This window comes from Dolichospermum sp. LEGE 00240 (assembly GCF_015207875.1).
Lineage (GTDB): Bacteria > Cyanobacteriota > Cyanobacteriia > Cyanobacteriales > Nostocaceae > Dolichospermum > Dolichospermum gracile.
This window is the reverse complement of the sequence record NZ_JADEVZ010000049.1, coordinates 1-17511: the sequence shown is the minus strand read 5'-3', so window position 1 is coordinate 17511 and position 17511 is coordinate 1. Positions and strand designations below refer to the sequence as shown.

Here is a 17511-nt window from a genome sequence, read left to right as displayed (position 1 = left end):
TGTTACGCAGCTAAATTTGATAACCATAATTTACTTGAACTTTGTAGTGCGGGCATCTTGCCCGCTAGAATTATACAAACTAAATGCACAACAGCTTATTTCTAGAATAAATACGGCAAAAATAGTCGGTTTTAACCGACTTTAGCTTTTAGACAGGGAATTTATTCCCTGGCTTCCTTTTTGGCTTCCTAACTGACTCCTGACTCCTAAATCCTTACGTTTCCTATTTTACACGAGTAGCACGATTTGGTCCGCCAATTTCCATTTCTCGAACTTTCTTACTGCGCCAAAATAACCGAATCGGTGTACCTTGAAAGCCAAGCTGTTTACGGAATTGGCGTTCAATGTAACGGCGATAATTGTCATTAAAGCGGGTATTATCATTAACAAACAGCGCGATAGAAGGAGGCTGACTGCTAACTTGAGTACCGTAGTATATCTTACCCTGACGACCGCCCCGTGAAGTCGGTGGTGAATGCCAACTGATAGCATCTTCCAGAACTTCATTAATGACTGATGTACTCACACGGCGTTTGTGTGCCTCAGCCGCTTGATTGACCAATTCTAAAATCTTTTCTACCCGTAGCCCCGTATTTGCGCTCACAAAAATAGTATCTGCCCATTCGGTAAAATGTAAGCGTGATTCTAGTTCTTTTTCATGGTCATAGATGGTGTAAGAATCTTTTTCAACAGCATCCCATTTATTCACAACCACAACACAAGCGCGACCTTCTTCTAAAACGCGCCCTGCTAATTTTTGATCTTGTTCAGTGACACCATCTAAAGCATCAATCACTAATAAAACCACATCAGAACGACGAATAGCTTTAAACGCACGGTTAATACTGAAAAATTCCGTTCCGTATTCTATATGTTTCTTTTTGCGAATACCAGCAGTATCAATTAATCTATAGGTTTGCCCACCTCGTTCAACTATTGTATCAATTGTATCTCTTGTTGTTCCCGATATAGGACTGACAATAGCTCTATTTTCACCGACAAAAGCATTGAGTAAGCTGGATTTGCCTACATTTGGTCTACCAATAATGGCAACTTTAATTTCTGTATTTTCCTCTACTTCTACCGTATAAGGAATGTGCTTCATTAACTCATCCAGGATTTCCCCTGTCCCACTACCATGAATAGCGGAAATGGGGAAAGGTTCACCTAGTCCTAATTCCCAAAATTCAGCGGCTTGAATCACCCCTTGGTCTGGAGATTCACATTTATTCACAGCCAGTAATACGGGAACTGGTTGTTGACGTAACCATTCGGAAATTTCTTCATCTGCGGGCATCAGACCAGCTTGCCCATCTACTACGAAAATAGCAGCAGAGGCTTCTGCGAGCGCCGTTAAAGCCTGTTGGCGAATCAAAGGGAGAAATTCGGTGTCATCGTTAAAAACCAAGCCACCTGTGTCCACTACGACAAATTCCCGATCATTCCAAAAAGCTGGACGGTAAGTGCGATCGCGTGTTACCCCTGGTTCATCGTGGACTATCGCCGTTTGATCTCCGGCAAGACGATTCACAAAGGTAGATTTCCCCACATTGGGGCGACCGATAATTGCAACAATTGGCAATGCCATAAACTAGAGTTCTTTAGTGCTGAGTGTGTAGGTGTGCTGAGTTTTGTCTCTACGTTCTTCACCCAGCACCATTTTAGAGAACAGAGAACTACTAATTGTATCATACTTTTTGTCGGTTGTCAGTTTGTCTAAAATTGGTGGGGGGAAGCGCTCCGTAGGAATCGCAAACTGCGAAGTAATCGCCCAAAATTATCCTATTATCTAAAGAGCGATCGCTTGACTTTCAATATCAGAGCGATTTTCAATCTTTTTTTAACTAATTCTATATCTTGTTTTGGTGTAGCAATACCTACCATGTTTTGATTTCTTTTGAAAGGAATGTAGTAAGTAGATAACACCCTCGAATTTAACAGTATAAATAAGTAATTATATGGTATTAAATATAATATTGGTAAAATAGATCCCCGACTTCTCTAAGAAGTCAGAGATCTGAATACTAGGATCGCCCATAATTATCATGTTATGAAAAAGCGATCGCAAACCACAACATAGGAATCGCCTAAAATTATGGATACTATAGCCAACGAACTTCTAGATGGTGTATGGGAAATATCAGTTTTACCGAATGGAGAAGTGCGAGTTACACTAAGTTGGCATTTACCTAACTGAACAAGTGACAACTAAGGCAATTCTACAGAAGAAGGTTTAGCAATATGTGGTAAACCCCAACCCAGTTTTTCCCTCAGAATACGGAAAAATTCCGGTGACTGGAGACGAATAAACCGGGCGCTATAGGGCGATCGCTCCAAATATACCCGATCTTCCGGTAGAATATAACATCCACCATTGCCATCTACCACCATCACCAACCGGGGAATATTCACAGGATAGATATTGACTGGTTCACTATCGGGAAACACCAAAGCCCTAGAAGCCAGAGAATGAGGACAAATAGGTACTAACTGCAATACAGGCACACCAGGAGTAATTACTGGACCACCCGCACTTAAAGAATAAGCCGTTGAACCAGTGGGAGTAGAAACAATAATTCCATCAGCCGCAATATCCACAGGTGAATGTCGTCCCACCGCAATTTCAAAATGGCACATACAAGTTAAAGGTTCTCGATGTAGCACCATTTCATTCAAACAGAGGGCTTCCCACTTCACCGCATCTCCCCGCATAACTTTAACAGTCAGCATCGCCCTATCCTCAACCTGATATGCACCCGCCATTGCCTGTTCTAAGGCTTGGGGCAATTGGTTGAGATAAGTTTCCGTCAGAAATCCCATGTGACCAGTATTTACCGTCAGCATGGGGATACCACAGGGGGCTACCAGGCGTGATGCTGCTAATACAGTTCCATCTCCTCCTAACACCACAGCAAATTTCATATCTGAGTCAAAGCCAGGGGGCGTAAGACCTTCAATGGGGGTGTGAAAGACTGGACTATCTGGTTGAGAATAGCCCAATATCCCACCAATACTAGCTGTGATGTAAACATCCCAACCAGCAGCAGTAAGTTTATCTTTCAGTTCAATAGCGACACTACTCGCTATCGGTTTAACGTCGTTATAGATAATGCCTGCTTTCGGCACACTCAAATATCCAAGTTTAAGGGCTGTTTTTTATGTATCTCATAGTTACATATTTTGGACTAATGTAACCATAAGTCTCATATTTATTGACTATTGGCTTTGGAAGATTCTTTAAAGGGAGTCTTTTTACTTTTGAGCTTTTTGCTTTTAGCTTTCTCGTAATCTAACTGTTTCAGCTTGTTCATAATCCGGCTGAAATATTCTTGTAGATATACTTCCAGTGTGGTGGTTTGCTGTTTGTCTAAACCAAAAATAGTATATACTTCGTCCATATTTTCTGCGTTTAGAGCTTTACCACTGGCTAAAACTTCTGTAAAAGCTAATCTATCGGCAACATTCCATCCCCATTGAAAGCAGCGCAGTAAATTCCGTACAGCCCGTAATAATCCGATGGGCATTCGTGTAACTTTGGCATCTCTATCAGATAAGCGCTCGCAAAGATTAATAATTTCCTCGGCACTCCAAGCACGAGTTCCCACGACTGGGAAAGCCTGCTTTTCTGTTTCTGGTACTGTCAAAGCCCGCACTGCAAATTTAGCGATATCTTGAGTATCCATGTAGCCAATGGGTGAGGATGTTCCTGTTACCCATACTGGTTGTTTTTCTAAAATAGGTATGCCATATTGACCAATTAATCCTTGCATAAATCCAGCTAAACGTAAAATTGTGTAGTTTAAACCGGATTCTGCTAAGTATGCTTCTGTACATCCCTTAATTTCCATCAGTGGTACATTGGGATATTTATCAGCATCGAGAATGGAAAAGAAGATAAATCTTTCTACACCAGCGGCTTTGGCTGCTTGAATTAATGCTACTTTTCCATCCCAATCTACCTCTTTAATAGTTAGAGAATCTGTAGCACGGGATGTAGCGGCATCAATAACTGCTGTTACTCCCGTCAATGCTTCCGTCAGGGTTTGCGGATTGCACAAGTTCCCTCGTACCAGTTCTGCACCCCATTCCTTCAAAAAAGCTGCTTTTTTAGGACTCCGAACGAGACAGCGGACTTTGTATCCTTCATCAATTGCGCGACGGGCTACTTGTCTTCCCAGTGTGCCAGTTGCACCAACTATTAATAATGTCATGGGGTTGGTTATATATCTTAATGTTTATGAAAAGAATCTTAACAGAATTAGTTATGTAAATAAAACTTTACATCATTTTAATAAAAGATTTAGGAGTTAGGAGTCAGGAGTCACCGAGTCAGGAGTCACCGAGTCAGGATGAAGAATTAATTTTTCTTCCTCTACTTCCTCTACTTCCCCTACTTCCCCTGTGTCCCCTGCTGCTGTTCTACTCTTCCGCGCCTTGAATTTTGAGTAACAAAGCACCGATCGCCCAACCTACGAAGATTAGACCGAAAGATAGCATCGCTGCATTTAATATTTCGCCGCCCATTTGCTGTAATGCTCCTTTGTGGATTGTTGATTTATGTTTCCTGTTTTTCAGACCGCTGAATTTGATTTGAAGGCTCAAATCTTATTTTCAACTTTGAGGATTCAGATAAACTGGGTCTATCAGAATTATTGAGATTAAACCTCTATCAATAATTCTAAACCAATTTAGGGATGATATTCGGGGATAGACGACGATGATTAATCAAGATAAACGTCCGCGTTTGGTGCTGACACTGGGAGATCCGGCGGGTATTGGTGCTGAGGTAATTTTGAAGGCTTTGGCTGATCCCGAAGTTACTCAAGATTGTGATGTGGTGGTGGTGGGAAATAGAACTTTATTAACTCAGATTTATGAAAATATCAGTAAAAATATTGATAATTCCCTGGCTTTGGTCAATCCTGCCGATTTGTCTGTAGTTGATGTGCCTAGTGCTGCTGAAATTATTACTGGTGTGGGGAATGCAGCTAGTGGTGCCGCGAGTTTTGCTTATATGGAATATGCCATATCTCAAACTTTGGCGGGTGAGTTTGATGGAATTGTGACTGGACCGATCGCTAAATCTGCTTGGAAAGCGGCGGGTTATAATTATCCAGGACAAACGGAACTTTTAGCCGCAAGGGCTGGGGTGGAGAGGTTTGGGATGTTGTTTGTGGGGCGATCGCCTTTTACTGGTTGGACTCTGCGGGCTTTACTTGCTACCACACATATTCCTTTATGTCAAGTATCTGCCACCTTAACACCACAGTTATTAACAAAGAAATTAGATTTGTTGGTGGAGTATTTGGAAAATGATTTGGGGATGAAAAATGGGAGAATTGCGATCGCAGGATTAAATCCCCACAGTGGCGAAATGGGACAACTGGGAACAGAAGAAATAGATTGGTTAATTCCCTGGTTACAGTCAGAACGCCAAAAGCGCCCCCATTTACAGCTAGAAGGACCCATCCCCCCAGATACAATGTGGGTGAAACCGGGAATGGCTTGGTATGGTAATTCTCCAGTTAAAAATCCCGCTGATGCTTACTTGGCACTTTATCACGACCAAGGTTTAATTCCCGTGAAGTTAATGGCTTTTGATCGGGCTGTAAATACCACCATTGGTTTACCATTTGTGCGGACTTCCCCAGATCATGGAACGGCTTTTGATATTGCGGGTAAGGGTATTGCTGACGCGACGAGTATGAAAGCAGCGATCCAGTTAGCGATGGAGTTGGTAAAGCTTAGAACCTGTAAGGATAGATAATTTTTTGAATGCAAATCTTGATAATTCTCAAAAATTAGCTGTTTGTAAAGCCTTGGCTACAGATAAGTAATGGGAACGAGAGAATAAGGGCTTGAGACTCCTACGTGGGGTGAGTTTTCCACAAATTATCGTTATGTCGAACTCACGTAAAATTAATAGCATTTTTAGTGAATTAAATATTAGAAAGTTTGTAAATAAATGATATAATGACGTAACTATAATGATCCAAAATCATCCATTAAATAACCATGAAACCAAATCCTATACCTCCAAAACTCGGACAAGAATCAGTTTGGAACTATCCCCGTCCTGCTATTTTACAAGATACCGACAAACATCTCAAAGTTATTTGTAATGGGATTGTTTTAGCAGAAACAACTAAAGGAAAAAGAGTTTTAGAAACTAGTCATCCTCCGGGTTATTATATTCCTGCTGAAGATATTAAGTTAGAACATTTAATAGAGACACCTAGAAAAACTTGGTGCGAATGGAAAGGTTGGTGTCAATATTATGATGTTTCCGTAGGAGATAAATATATAAATAATGCTGCTTGGCGATATATTCAGCCCAGTCCTAATTTTATCTCAATTCAAGAATATTACAGTTTTTATGTCAGTTTAATGGATGCTTGCTATGTGAATGATGAATTAGTTAAAGCGCAAACAGGTGATTTTTACGGAGGGTGGATTACTTCTGATATTGTTGGACCATTTAAAGGTGAACCAGGAACTATGTGGTGGTAAATAAGGAAAATTCCAGTGGTTTCCAGATTCCAATCAAAAATCTGGTTTCAATTTTAATATCCACAGCGGTTAAAACCGCTCGTGTCGTTTCCCCCTCAGGTCTAAAGACGCGCTCGTTTCCCACTTACCGGGTGTTCTTATGAACAAATCACAGCTTAACTTGATATTACAAGAAGTTAAACAAGCTTTGCAAAAACTTTATCAAAACCAACTGGAAGCAATTATTTTATATGGTTCTCAAGCGAGGGAAGACGCTTGCTGCTTCCAGAGCTTATTATACCATGTTTTATATTGCCGAATCCCTTTTGTGGCAGCAAGGGTTAACTTTTTCAAGTCATTCTGCTGTGATTTCATGTTTCGGTCGAGAAGTTGTTAAAAAGGGAATTGTTCCCCTTGAATTTCACTGTTATCTGATTGATGCTCAAGATAAAAGAACACAAGGAGATTACAGTATTGATGATACCCTTCAGTTGAGTGAGCAAAATGTGAGAATTTTGATTGAACAAAGCAAAAAATTTATTGAGATTGCTGAGAAAACCTTATAGAAAATTTTATATTTTTGAGAGTCACTTCGTTCCATATGGCTAACGCCAGGCAACGCTTACGCAATGACATTGTGTAATTAATTCTGTCTTACTACTTAGTATTAGCAAGCGATCGCACTATAGTCTCCGAGTGAAAAAAGAACCAGAGAGAAGAAAATATAGAAATTCTGATCTTCTTCTCTGGTTAATGATCAATTCAATTCCAATACTTGTCGGTTATTGAAAAACAAAGTTGGTATTGATATCCAAACCGGTAACGCCATTAACAATAGCAACAGTTTGACCAAGTAACCCGATTTCCGTATTCCCATTGAGAACATTGAGAGTCAAACTGCTAGAGGAAATACCAAGAACACCGATGACATCAGTGCCTTTTTGGAAGTCAAGCACAGTATTAGCAGCTTTGGGTAGTTCAGCATTGACAATCCAGAATTCGTCAGCGCCAGCACCACCGGAAATTAAGTTACCACCACCAAGACTAACGTAGAATTTATCTTTACCATCACCGCCGAGGGCGCGACCATTAGAACCAAGGTAGAAAGTATCATCACCCACACCACCTGAGAGGCGATAGCCGCTTACATCACTCGCATAAAGGTGATCATTGCCAGAGCTACCAAACACAACGTCATTATTGCCAGCGAAAATTGTGTCATTACCGCTACCAGAGTCTATGCGGTTACGTCCTGCAATGGGAGAAGATACTGTTTGTGCTTCAATTTCATCATTACCAGCACCAGTGAACACAGTATCATTAATCCCATCAAAGGTAGTATTAGCTGCACCAGCAATTAATATATCAACACCAGGTGTTCCTGATACTACCTGAGTTGCTTGTTGAGATGCCGCAAATTCGGGTGTCACACCAAACATAGTTTGGTACATGACATTGTAAATTTCGGTGTTGTCCAAGGTGCTGGGTAGTTTATCTGCATTCATCCCATGGGCTTTAGCAACAATGCTACCAGGGAAATCGGGAGTACCGACCCAAGCTACACCGAAGTTACCCATTGGTCCATCAATGCTGCTTTTAGCTGCGAAGGGTTTCCAAGGATCCGCAACTGTGCCTGTACTACCATTAACACCATCTAAAACTGCCTGATTTGTATTAGTTGTAGTGGGGTTAACACGAATAAATGGCGCACTAGGCTCAGTATCCGCTAGTGTAGGGCTAGAGGTAGAGTTACCAGCGGGACGGTTGTAAGGCTCAAATTGGAAAACTTGCAATCCGCCAGCATCGCTATCTGCGGCTGTGATCACCAAAGTATTAGGATCTTGGGTGTTGATGTAGTTCATGGCTACACCGATCGCTGCATCAGCCCGGCGTACAGCTTCTATAGTGCCAACTGCATTGTTGTTATTAGCAAAGTTGTCTGTACCTTCCTCTTCCACTACCACAAAGAAACCATCAGGGTCTTTGTTGAGGATTTTTAAAGACGCATCTAGCATCTCTGCTACTGTCGGTGCAGTGTCTAGGTAGAGAGGTAAGGGATTAGGACCATTTAATCCTAATTGTTCTTCCCGGCGATCGTCAAAGGTGTGGTTTGCAGCAAAAACTCCGAGTAACTTTGTGGAAGCAGTAGCACTTGCTACGGCAGTGTTCATTTGCGCTTCTGTGTAGACCACAGTATAGCCCAAGGATTTTGCTAAATCAATCAGGTTAGTGGTGGGACGATCTTCGGCATCAGCGAAAGCAGCATCAATTGCGGCGGTAACGTGAAAACCAGTAGTACCTTTAGGTAAGAGGTAAACTTCACCGCCGGCCATGATGATTTGAGTGCCAGAACGAATTACCTGTTCAGCAATTTCGGCGGTTTTATCACGGGCGCGGATGGTGTTGCCAACGCGGTTAGTGGTGGCAGCAGCAAAAGCGGCCGTTCCCGGTTCACCAATATGACCTGATTGAATAAGGGCGGTTGCTTTACCAGCGGCGATCGCTTCTTCTAAAATTGTGTAGCCAACTTTACCAGAAGCAGGAGTAATAATAGATTGGTCTTCATTCAAGCCAAAGGACTCGTTGAATACCTTCACACCGTTAGCATGGGTGACAGCCCCGGCATTGGAAGTACCAGTTAACTGGTTTTCCATGTGTCCTAGATAGACACCTGCATTGGACATCTTGTCCCAGTTGAGCCTACCATCAGGACCAAGATCAACATTGCGGGTTGCCATGTAGTGAGAAGGACTTGTACCATCTGGATGGATAAAAATCACATTCCCAGTTGATTTGGTAGCTTTGGGGGCCGGTGTGGGGTCAGGATTCCGAGATACCAATTCCTTATTGAATAGGGTCTCATACATCAACTCATAGATCTTGGTATTATCCAAGGTTGCAGGTAATTTATCTGCATTTAAACCATGAGCTTTAGAAACAATAGAACCGGAAAAATCAGGTGTACCAGCCCACCCAATACCAAACTTGAACACATCACCACTAGCATCTGGTGCAGCTACAAAAGGCGCAGTGTTAGCACCAGTTTGTCCATCTAAGGGTACGTTGCGGTTCGTTGTGGTGGGGTTATTATTAACATTACCTACGGTTGCACCAGTGCGGTCTATTACTTGCATACCACCAGCATCACTATCAGCAGCAGTAACCATCAAGGTGTTAGGATGCTTTTTGATAAATTCCATTGCTACACCAATGGCTGCATCTGTGCGGCGCAATCCTTCTAAAGTTCCGGCCGCGTTGTTGTTATTCCCGAAGTTGTCTGTACCTTCCTCTTCCACAATGGCAATAGAACCATTCTTGAAGTTGGGGTGTTTTTCCATCAACTTCTGGGTGACATCCAACATTTCGGCAATAGTTGGGGCTGTTTGCCGATACAGAGGTAAACCCTGTACAGCTAAAACTTCTTCAGGGCGATCGTTAAAAGTGTGAACAGGTGCAAATACACCTAACACTTTTGTTGGGGCTGTAGGTAAATCAAGTAGGGATTTGAGTTGATCTGCTGTATAAACAACTACATAACCCAAGCTTTGAGCTAGTTGGATCAGGTTTTGCGTGGGGCGTTGTAAAGAATTTGTGCTAATAGCATCCAGTTCGGCAGCAGTACCATGGAAACCATTAGTACCCACTGGTAATAAGTTAAGTTCACCACCACCCATGATGAAGTTAACACCTGACCTGATCACCTGTTCGGCAATTGCCGCAGCTTGAGCGCGGGGTACAGTGCGACTGCCATCAGGGTTAACAATTTCTTGTGTCTTAGCAACAAAAGCTGCTGTACCAGGCTCATAAATCGCTCCAGATTGCACTAAAGCCGTGACTTTTCCTGCATCTCTGGCTTCTTCAACAATGGTTTTATTAGATCCAGAAAGAGAAGTAATTGGTAAATTATTCAGTTCAAAGCCAAAGGATTCAGCGTAAACTTTAGCACCTGTAGCATGAGTCACAGCACCAGCGTTAGATGTTCCCCCTAACTGGTCTTCCATGTGACCCAGATACACACCAGCGTTAGACATTTTGTCCCAATTCAAGCGTCCATCAGGACCCTTATCTACAAATCTTGCAAATGCAAAGTGAGATGGGCTAGTACCATCTGGGTGCATGAAAATGACATGATTACCTGTTGTCATAAAACCTCTCAATTGGTTAGTTCAGTTTTTGCAAGTAATATTCAAATAATCATGCTTGTGTTAAGAAAAGTTACTGCAACAGGTTAACTTAAATTTATTTAGGGATTGCTAAAAAAAATGTAACTTATTATGCTACATAATGAATTGCAGAATATGGGATTAGAGGTTGTTTGAAAAGTATTAGATGAAACTAGTAATTTCCAAAAACCTAACCCCCCAGCCCCCCTTCCCTGCCAGGGAATGGGGTTTTTAAACCCACATTCCGCACCCTGGGGTGTCACATAGTATTATCACTTGATTTTCTCTTAATTTTTGGATACAAATTATGCCTTGTCGGCATCATGTATCCGTTAATTCATTGAAATTCGGTATATAATACATCCTCATTTCATCATAAAAAACAGTAAAAACCGATTGTGACAGTTGAGGGTGCGGAAGATAGGTTTAAAGCCTCTCCCCGCGTCGGGGAGAGGTTTGGAGAGGGGTTTATTTATACATTAAAAACTTTTAAAACATCCTCTTAAACAAAGCAAAAAATTTATGGAAATTGCTGATAAAACTTTATAAGTTTTAAAAATCATAATTGTTGAGATTTTAACCACTCACTGACAACTTTTTCCACTGGTTGAGATTGGTTATCTACTTGATAATTCATCTTTTGGATTGCCGTTGTCGAAACTTTACCTCCTAATTGATTAATGGTATTTGTTAACTCTGGATATTTTTGGAGAATTTCTTGATTAAAAATAGGTATAGCTTGATATGGTGGAAAGTATTTTTTATCATCTTCCAAAATCACTAAGTTTAATACTGGAATTAAACCATCTGTAGAATTTGCAGCAATAAAATCTACTTGTTTTTCTTTTAATGCTTGATACATTAATCCTAATTCCATTTGTTTGATATTGGCAAATTTTAAGTTGTAGGTTTTAGATAATCCTGGATAACCATCTGCTCTTTCTAAAAACTCATACCCAAATCCTGCTTTCATTTGCAGACTATATTTACCAATTTCCGAAAGGCTTTTAATTTGCCATTTTTCGGCATCTTCTCCTCGGATAATCATGGCAAAGGTATTCTCAAATCCTAAAGGCTTCATCACTGCTAATTTCAATTTTTGATCATAGTATGCTTTGACTTTTTTATAAACAATTTCAGGATCACTAATTGGTTTTTCTTTTAAAATAGTCGTAAATGAAGTTCCTGTATATTCCACATACCCGGCAATTTTTCCGGCTTTTACTGCTTCATGAGCAATAAATGTTCCTCCTAAATTAAAACGACGATCTACTTTTAATTTCGTATGATTTTCTATGTGTTGTGCTAATAATTCCCCTAAAATAACTTGTTCTGTGAAATTCTTTGAGCCGATGATAATTGTTGCGGGTTTTTGTTGATAGTTAAAGGCAATTAATCCAGCTATGATTAAAGAAACAATTCCTAAAACAATGGCAATTCTACGATTAAATTTACCCTTTTTTTCTATTTGGTTAGTGAGTCTTTTTTCTAATAATCCTAATCCGAAATCTGCACTCAAAGCAATCAAAGCTGCGGGGACTGCTCCGGCTAAAATTAATTCATTATTAACTGTGGAAATACCGCGAAAAATAAATACTCCTAAACCACCACCACCAATAGCAGCAGCAATTGTGGCAATTCCTACGGATATAACTGTGGCTACTCTTACCCCTGCTAAAATGACTGGTAAAGCCAGGGGAATTTCTACTTGGAATAGTAATTGTTGATCTGTCATTCCCATGCCTATCCCGGCTTCTTTAATGGCGGGACTGATGCTATTAATGCCAATATAAGTATTGCGAATTATGGGAAGTAAGGCATAAAGAGTTAAGGCAACTATGGCGGGAATTTTGCCAATTCCTCCCAGAAAAGGTACGGAAATTAAAAAGCCGAAGATGGCTAAACTAGGGATGGTTTGAATGGCATTTGCTAAACCAAGAATGGGGGAAGCTAATTTTGATTGACGAGTGATCAGAATGCCGACAGGAAGACCAATGGAAATGGCGATCGCTAGGGATATAATGACTAATATTAAATGTTCTCCACTGTGGAAAATTATTTCTGTACCATATTGAAAGAAAAACATAGTTTTTGGATTTTTATCTAATTTTAATTAAGCTGTTCCCAATTATTACCAACATTTAAACAAGCTAGAAATGCTTTTGCTTCTGGATGTTGAGATTGGAGAAATTCTCTTCTAGTTCCTAATACAACTAAATTCCCTTCAGCCATTAAACCAATTCTTGTAGCTAAAAAGAAGGCCTCTTGAATATCATGGGTGACAAATATCACGGTTTTTCCTAATTGTTGTTGTAAATATTGAAATTGTTGTTGTAACTCTAAACGGGTAATTGGGTCAAGTGCGCCAAAAGGTTCATCCATTAATAGGATAGGTGGATCTGCGGCTAAAGCTCTAGCAACTCCCACTCGCTGACGTTGACCTCCTGATAATTGATGGGGATAACGTTGAGCAAATTTTTCTGGTTCTAATCCCACTAAGTTTAACATTTCATAGACTCTATTTTGAATTTTCTGTGATGACCATTTTTCTAAAGATGGTACAAGTCCGACGTTTTCCGCGATGGTAAAATGGGGAAATAAACCTGTTTCTTGGATGACGTAACCTATTCGTCTTCTCAGTTTAATGACATCCCAGTTAGTTGTGGGACGATTTTGGACTAAAACTTGTCCTTGGGTGGGGACAAGTAAATGATTAATTAATTTTAAAGTTGTAGTTTTGCCACTGCCACTGCGTCCTAATAAAATTAAGGCTTCCCCTTGATGAATGCTCAAATTTAAGCTAGATAACAAAGGACGGTGATTAATGGCAAAACTGGTATTTTGAAACTCAACGGCAATTTCTGATGTTGTTGACATAATGGTCTCGTTAAACACAATTAAGGTGGTCAGATCCCCGACTTCTCTAAGAAGTCGGGGATCTTATTTATGCTTATTTATTCAATATCAGTATAAAAAAACAAGGGTGGCAAGTATTTTTTATTCACCGCTTTCTACTTTTATGAGATTTTATGCCTGAGTAAGTATTCTCTACCCCTAGCAGCTCTCAATGTTGAGGAAGGAATAAACTATTGGAAAACAGCCAGTTTTCAGGCTTGACTTCTAATTAATAAGGTATACATTTATAGAAATTCATTGTCTTTGATTTAATTACTTTTCTCTTTTAACAGTATTGATTTGAGCAAATTTACACCTGTATAGGTAACTCTGGCTAATGACACCGGATACATTGATGACTCCAGAAACAATTGTCCTCGACAACAGAACTTTTACTCCCGCAGACCAAAAAGAGATTTCCGAATGGCCTTGTGTTGTCAGTCAAAGACCACAGCCAACCATTACAGTTAAAGATGATGATTTGTTCCTAGTGACAGATACGATGGGGAATATTTCCGATTGTTACCTTTATGGTAGCACTCCTAGTATGGGGATGTTTTGCCGTGATACAAGGTTTTTGAGTCGTTTGGAGTTACAGATTGAAGGGCGATCGCCTATACTACTGAGTAGCAACGCTGACAAAGGATTTGCCCTCTCGGTTTTATGTACCAATCCTGATTTAGACAATCTTTTCAAGGCTGATACTGTGGGTATTCGTCGAGAACTGGTTCTGAATGGGGCATTATTTGAAGAAATAGAAGTTGCTAATTACAACACTACCAGCATTGTTTTTGAATTGAGTCTGAGTTTTGAAGCTGATTTTGTGGATTTATTTGAAGTCAGAGGTCATCACCGCCAAAAACGGGGAAGACTTTTACACTTAAATGAATTAACATCTGATCATGTTGCACCTGTATCTCCTCAATCGTACAAAGAAGAATCCCTTACTTTAGCATATCAGGGATTAGATGGTTCGATTATGGAGTCTCTAATTCAATTTCAGCATTTGCAACCAAATCGGTTGCACGGTTATACGGCAGTCTGGCGCATAGAATTAGCGGCTCATGAAACTAAGAAGTTAGGTTATCGGCTGAAGATGTTCACTGACAGCCAACCTAGTTCTACTATCAGTTCTGCCTCTACTTTGGCACAGGCAAAAGCTGCTGAATTAATGGAAGAGCAAAATTGGTTGCAGCAGATTACCCGGATTAGCTCCGATAAAAGTCTTTTCAATCGCGTAATTTCGCGGGCTGAACAAGATATATATTTGTTGCTTCAGTCCTTTGGCAAACATAAAACTGTTTCTGCTGGTGTCCCCTGGTTTTCCACTTTATTTGGTCGAGATTCCATCATTACTGCGTCCCAAACCTTGATGTTGAATCCCAAAATTGCCAAAGAAACCTTGTTACTATTGGCAGAATATCAAGGTCAAACGGATAATATTTGGCGGGAAGAAGAACCGGGTAAGATTTTACATGAACTGCGGTTGGGAGAAATGGCGAGATGTCAAGAAATTCCCCATACACCCTACTATGGGACTGTGGATGCTACGCCGCTGTGGTTAATGTTGTATGCTGAATATTACAGTTGGACCCATGATCAAGAAACCTTAGAAGCACTGTGGCCAAATGCTTTAGCGGCTATGGGTTGGATTGATCGTCAAATCCAAGAAACGGGTTATCTCAGCTATGCTCGTAAATCTAAAGGTGGTTTAATTAACCAAGGTTGGAAAGATTCGGGTGATTGTATTGTCAACCGCAAAGGGGAATTAGCCATTGGTCCGATTTCTCTGTGTGAGGTGCAAGCTTATGTCTATGCGGCGAAAAACCGCCTTGCAGAAATTGCCAAAATCCAACAACGCCCAGATTTAGAAGAACTTTGGCAAAAAGAAGCTAGACAACTCAGGGCTAAATTTAACCAGGATTTTTGGTTAGAAGATGAAGATTTTTGTGCTTTGGCTTTAGATGGAGAAGGTAAACCAGTAGATAGTATTAGTTCTAATCCTGGTCATTGTTTAAATTTGGGGATATTTACCGCTGCAAAAGCCTATAGTGTGGCGGAAAGATTGGGTGCGGCGGATATGTTTAATGGTTGGGGAATTAGAACTTTAAGTAGTTTGTCACCTGCTTATAATCCGATGGGTTATCATACTGGTTCAGTTTGGCCTCATGATAATTCTATGATTGCAATGGGATTGCGATCGCTCGGTTTAATAGATCAATCTCTGGAACTATTTCAAGGGTTATTCAACATGACCTCCCAGCAACCCTATCAACGCCCCCCAGAACTATTTTGCGGCTATGAAATGAACGGTGATAATTCTCCCGTCCATTATCCCGTTGCTTGTACTCCCCAAGCCTGGGCTACAGGTAGCATTTTTCAACTATTGCAAATGATGGTGAATTTAGTCCCAGATGCACAGAATAATTGTTTGCGAATCATTGACCCCGCCTTACCAGAATCAATTAATAATTTATCTTTTCATAACTTGCGTATTGGTGGCACAATTTTAGATTTAGAATTTGAACGAGTTGGTAGCACTACCGCTTGTCGAGTTGCGAAAAAACGCGGTAACTTGCGCGTCGTCATTGAAGCTTAAATTAGCAAAATTTGAGAACATTCTGTAGGGGCGGGGTTTCCCCGCCCTCAATTATCAATTATATGGGGTTTCCCCGCCCTCAATTATCAATTATATGGGGTTTCCCCGCCCTCAATTATATGGGATTCATCTGATTCCCAGTCTCTGACTGGGAATGAATTCCACAAGGCTCTGCCTTCAATGATATTAACTCAAGTTGCTAGTTATCTCGTTGAGGCTGGTAATGGGTAATTGGTAATAAAAACTCTGGTTTCATCCCGTTTATCCTTTAATCCTGGACATCCTGATAGCGAAGCGTGGCGTTAGCCATTTCTGACAATTTACCTAACTAGCAACTTACATTTTTAGAGGCAGAGCCTCATCAACTGCATTCCTAGTCAGAGACTAGGAACGAGGTGTGGTAGGAATTTGAGCTTAAGTTGATACCATTAGGGAGAGTGGTTCTTGTACATCAGAACAAGAAGCGTTGTATTGCATCAAGCGTGATAACCGCTATAGCAAAAGTTAATTAAACTTTCATCTGTACTTGATGTTAGCTTTATTTTTCCTATGTTAGACTTGCCTAAGTTCTAGAAACTCACCACCCAGTATTTTTTAGGGTAATCACATAGAGCAGGTTTTCAGGGATTTTGATGAATTTTGTCCATCTAGGATAACTCAATCTTCAAGCAAATTATCAGTAATCATTTGTCTGTCGCCATTAAGCACAACAATTACAAAAATAATCCGGGATGTCAATTTACTTGGCTCAATAAATTTGAATTGGGCTAACTTTATATAGCTTGATTGTAGTTGTGCTGATGAATATTTCTAGCATCCTAACTGGGTACGTCTTTTATCCAACATATCAAAAATATCTTTTCCCAACTATTGAGGTTGATTAATTCATGGTTACTAGTATTAGACAAACCGTTCGGGGGATAGTTTTTACAAATCGCCACTTAGCAAGACTTTACTATTTTTTGAGTTTTTCTCGCCCAGTTTTACCACAATGGGTTGGCGCTGATTACTACCGCGAAAAATCATCTTGGGAATTACAACCAGAACGTTGTCCATGTGATCTTGAATTAGTTGAATATTTACAAAAGCATAATATCCAAGATCAAACTATCTTTCATTTTGGCACAGGCTCTCATCATATTCTAGGATTGGAAAATCAGAAATTTTCTCAACCCAATGAAATTATTGGGATTACAGCTTCTGCACCCGAACATCAAGAATATGTCCGATTATCTCTTAGAGGATGTTTGAAAAGTTTTGAGGAGTCAAAATTTATGCCAATCGCCTGATCATGATACGGATCATAGCTAGATAGATAAAAGTCTCAGAGGTTTCAGGTAGTAACTCGTAGTCTCTGACTAATCG

The 17511-nt window shown here is 40.4% G+C and carries 13 protein-coding genes and 1 pseudogene; 5 read left to right on the top strand and 9 right to left on the bottom strand.

Annotated elements, in window-relative coordinates; all coding sequences use genetic code 11:
- Positions 1-223: 223 nt before the first annotated feature.
- The 5 genes from der to IQ226_RS16045 form a co-directional block, all read right to left on the bottom strand.
- Positions 224-1588, bottom strand: coding sequence for a ribosome biogenesis GTPase Der (gene der, locus IQ226_RS16065; protein ID WP_193896930.1), 1365 nt, complete (start codon positions 1586-1588; stop codon positions 224-226).
- A 252-nt stretch (positions 1589-1840) separates the two neighbouring features.
- Positions 1841-1948, bottom strand: a complete 108-nt coding sequence (locus tag IQ226_RS25980; protein WP_370567173.1) for a hypothetical protein — start codon at positions 1946-1948, stop codon at positions 1841-1843.
- A 260-nt stretch (positions 1949-2208) separates the two neighbouring features.
- A complete protein-coding gene (locus IQ226_RS16055; RefSeq protein ID WP_193896928.1) occupies positions 2209-3126 on the bottom strand; it encodes an NAD(+) kinase in 918 nt (305 codons plus the stop codon).
- Positions 3127-3209: 83 nt separating this feature from the next.
- Positions 3210-4211: an SDR family oxidoreductase gene (locus IQ226_RS16050; protein ID WP_193896927.1), complete on the bottom strand. Its 1002-nt coding sequence runs from the start codon at positions 4209-4211 to the stop codon at positions 3210-3212.
- 208 nt (positions 4212-4419) lie between these two features.
- Entirely contained in the window at positions 4420-4524 is a 105-nt protein-coding gene (locus IQ226_RS16045) for a PetM family cytochrome b6-f complex subunit 7 (protein ID WP_096671590.1), read from the bottom strand.
- Positions 4525-4717: 193 nt separating this feature from the next.
- Here IQ226_RS16045 and pdxA point away from each other — a divergent pair, with 193 nt between their 5' ends.
- The 3 genes from pdxA to IQ226_RS16030 all read left to right on the top strand — a co-directional run bounded on the left by pdxA (position 4718) and on the right by IQ226_RS16030 (position 7055).
- Positions 4718-5767, top strand: coding sequence for a 4-hydroxythreonine-4-phosphate dehydrogenase PdxA (gene pdxA / locus IQ226_RS16040; protein WP_193896926.1), 1050 nt, complete (start codon positions 4718-4720; stop codon positions 5765-5767).
- Positions 5768-6015: 248 nt separating this feature from the next.
- The gene (locus tag IQ226_RS16035) at positions 6016-6510 is read left to right on the top strand and encodes a DUF427 domain-containing protein (protein ID WP_193896925.1); all 495 of its coding nucleotides are present in this window, start codon (positions 6016-6018) and stop codon (positions 6508-6510) included.
- Positions 6511-6791: 281 nt separating this feature from the next.
- Positions 6792-7055, top strand: a complete 264-nt coding sequence (locus IQ226_RS16030; RefSeq protein WP_255539975.1) for a HEPN domain-containing protein — start codon at positions 6792-6794, stop codon at positions 7053-7055.
- Positions 7056-7271: 216 nt separating this feature from the next.
- Here the strand turns inward: IQ226_RS16030 and IQ226_RS16025 are convergent, their stop codons facing one another.
- The 3 genes from IQ226_RS16025 to IQ226_RS16015 form a co-directional block, all read right to left on the bottom strand.
- Complete coding sequence (locus tag IQ226_RS16025) at positions 7272-10634, bottom strand: alkaline phosphatase (protein ID WP_193896923.1); 3363 nt, start codon at positions 10632-10634, stop codon at positions 7272-7274.
- Between the two features lie 577 nt (positions 10635-11211).
- Positions 11212-12738: a glycine betaine ABC transporter substrate-binding protein gene (locus IQ226_RS16020; RefSeq protein WP_193896922.1), complete on the bottom strand. Its 1527-nt coding sequence runs from the start codon at positions 12736-12738 to the stop codon at positions 11212-11214.
- A 23-nt stretch (positions 12739-12761) separates the two neighbouring features.
- Positions 12762-13529 (bottom strand): ATP-binding cassette domain-containing protein, encoded by a 768-nt coding sequence (locus tag IQ226_RS16015; protein ID WP_193896921.1) that lies wholly within the window; start codon positions 13527-13529, stop codon positions 12762-12764.
- Between the two features lie 355 nt (positions 13530-13884).
- On the opposite strand from IQ226_RS16015, the gene IQ226_RS16010 reads away from it, so the two are divergent.
- Both IQ226_RS16010 and IQ226_RS16005 read left to right on the top strand, forming a co-directional pair.
- Positions 13885-16146, top strand: a complete 2262-nt coding sequence (locus tag IQ226_RS16010) for an amylo-alpha-1,6-glucosidase (RefSeq protein WP_193896919.1) — start codon at positions 13885-13887, stop codon at positions 16144-16146.
- A gap of 887 nt (positions 16147-17033) precedes the next feature.
- Positions 17034-17435: a hypothetical protein gene (locus IQ226_RS16005; protein ID WP_228039492.1), complete on the top strand. Its 402-nt coding sequence runs from the start codon at positions 17034-17036 to the stop codon at positions 17433-17435.
- Here the strand turns inward: IQ226_RS16005 and IQ226_RS16000 are convergent.
- Positions 17419-17511 (bottom strand): annotated as a pseudogene (locus IQ226_RS16000) (IS5/IS1182 family transposase); the annotation flags it as partial. The gene IQ226_RS16005 and the pseudogene IQ226_RS16000 overlap by 17 nt on opposite strands.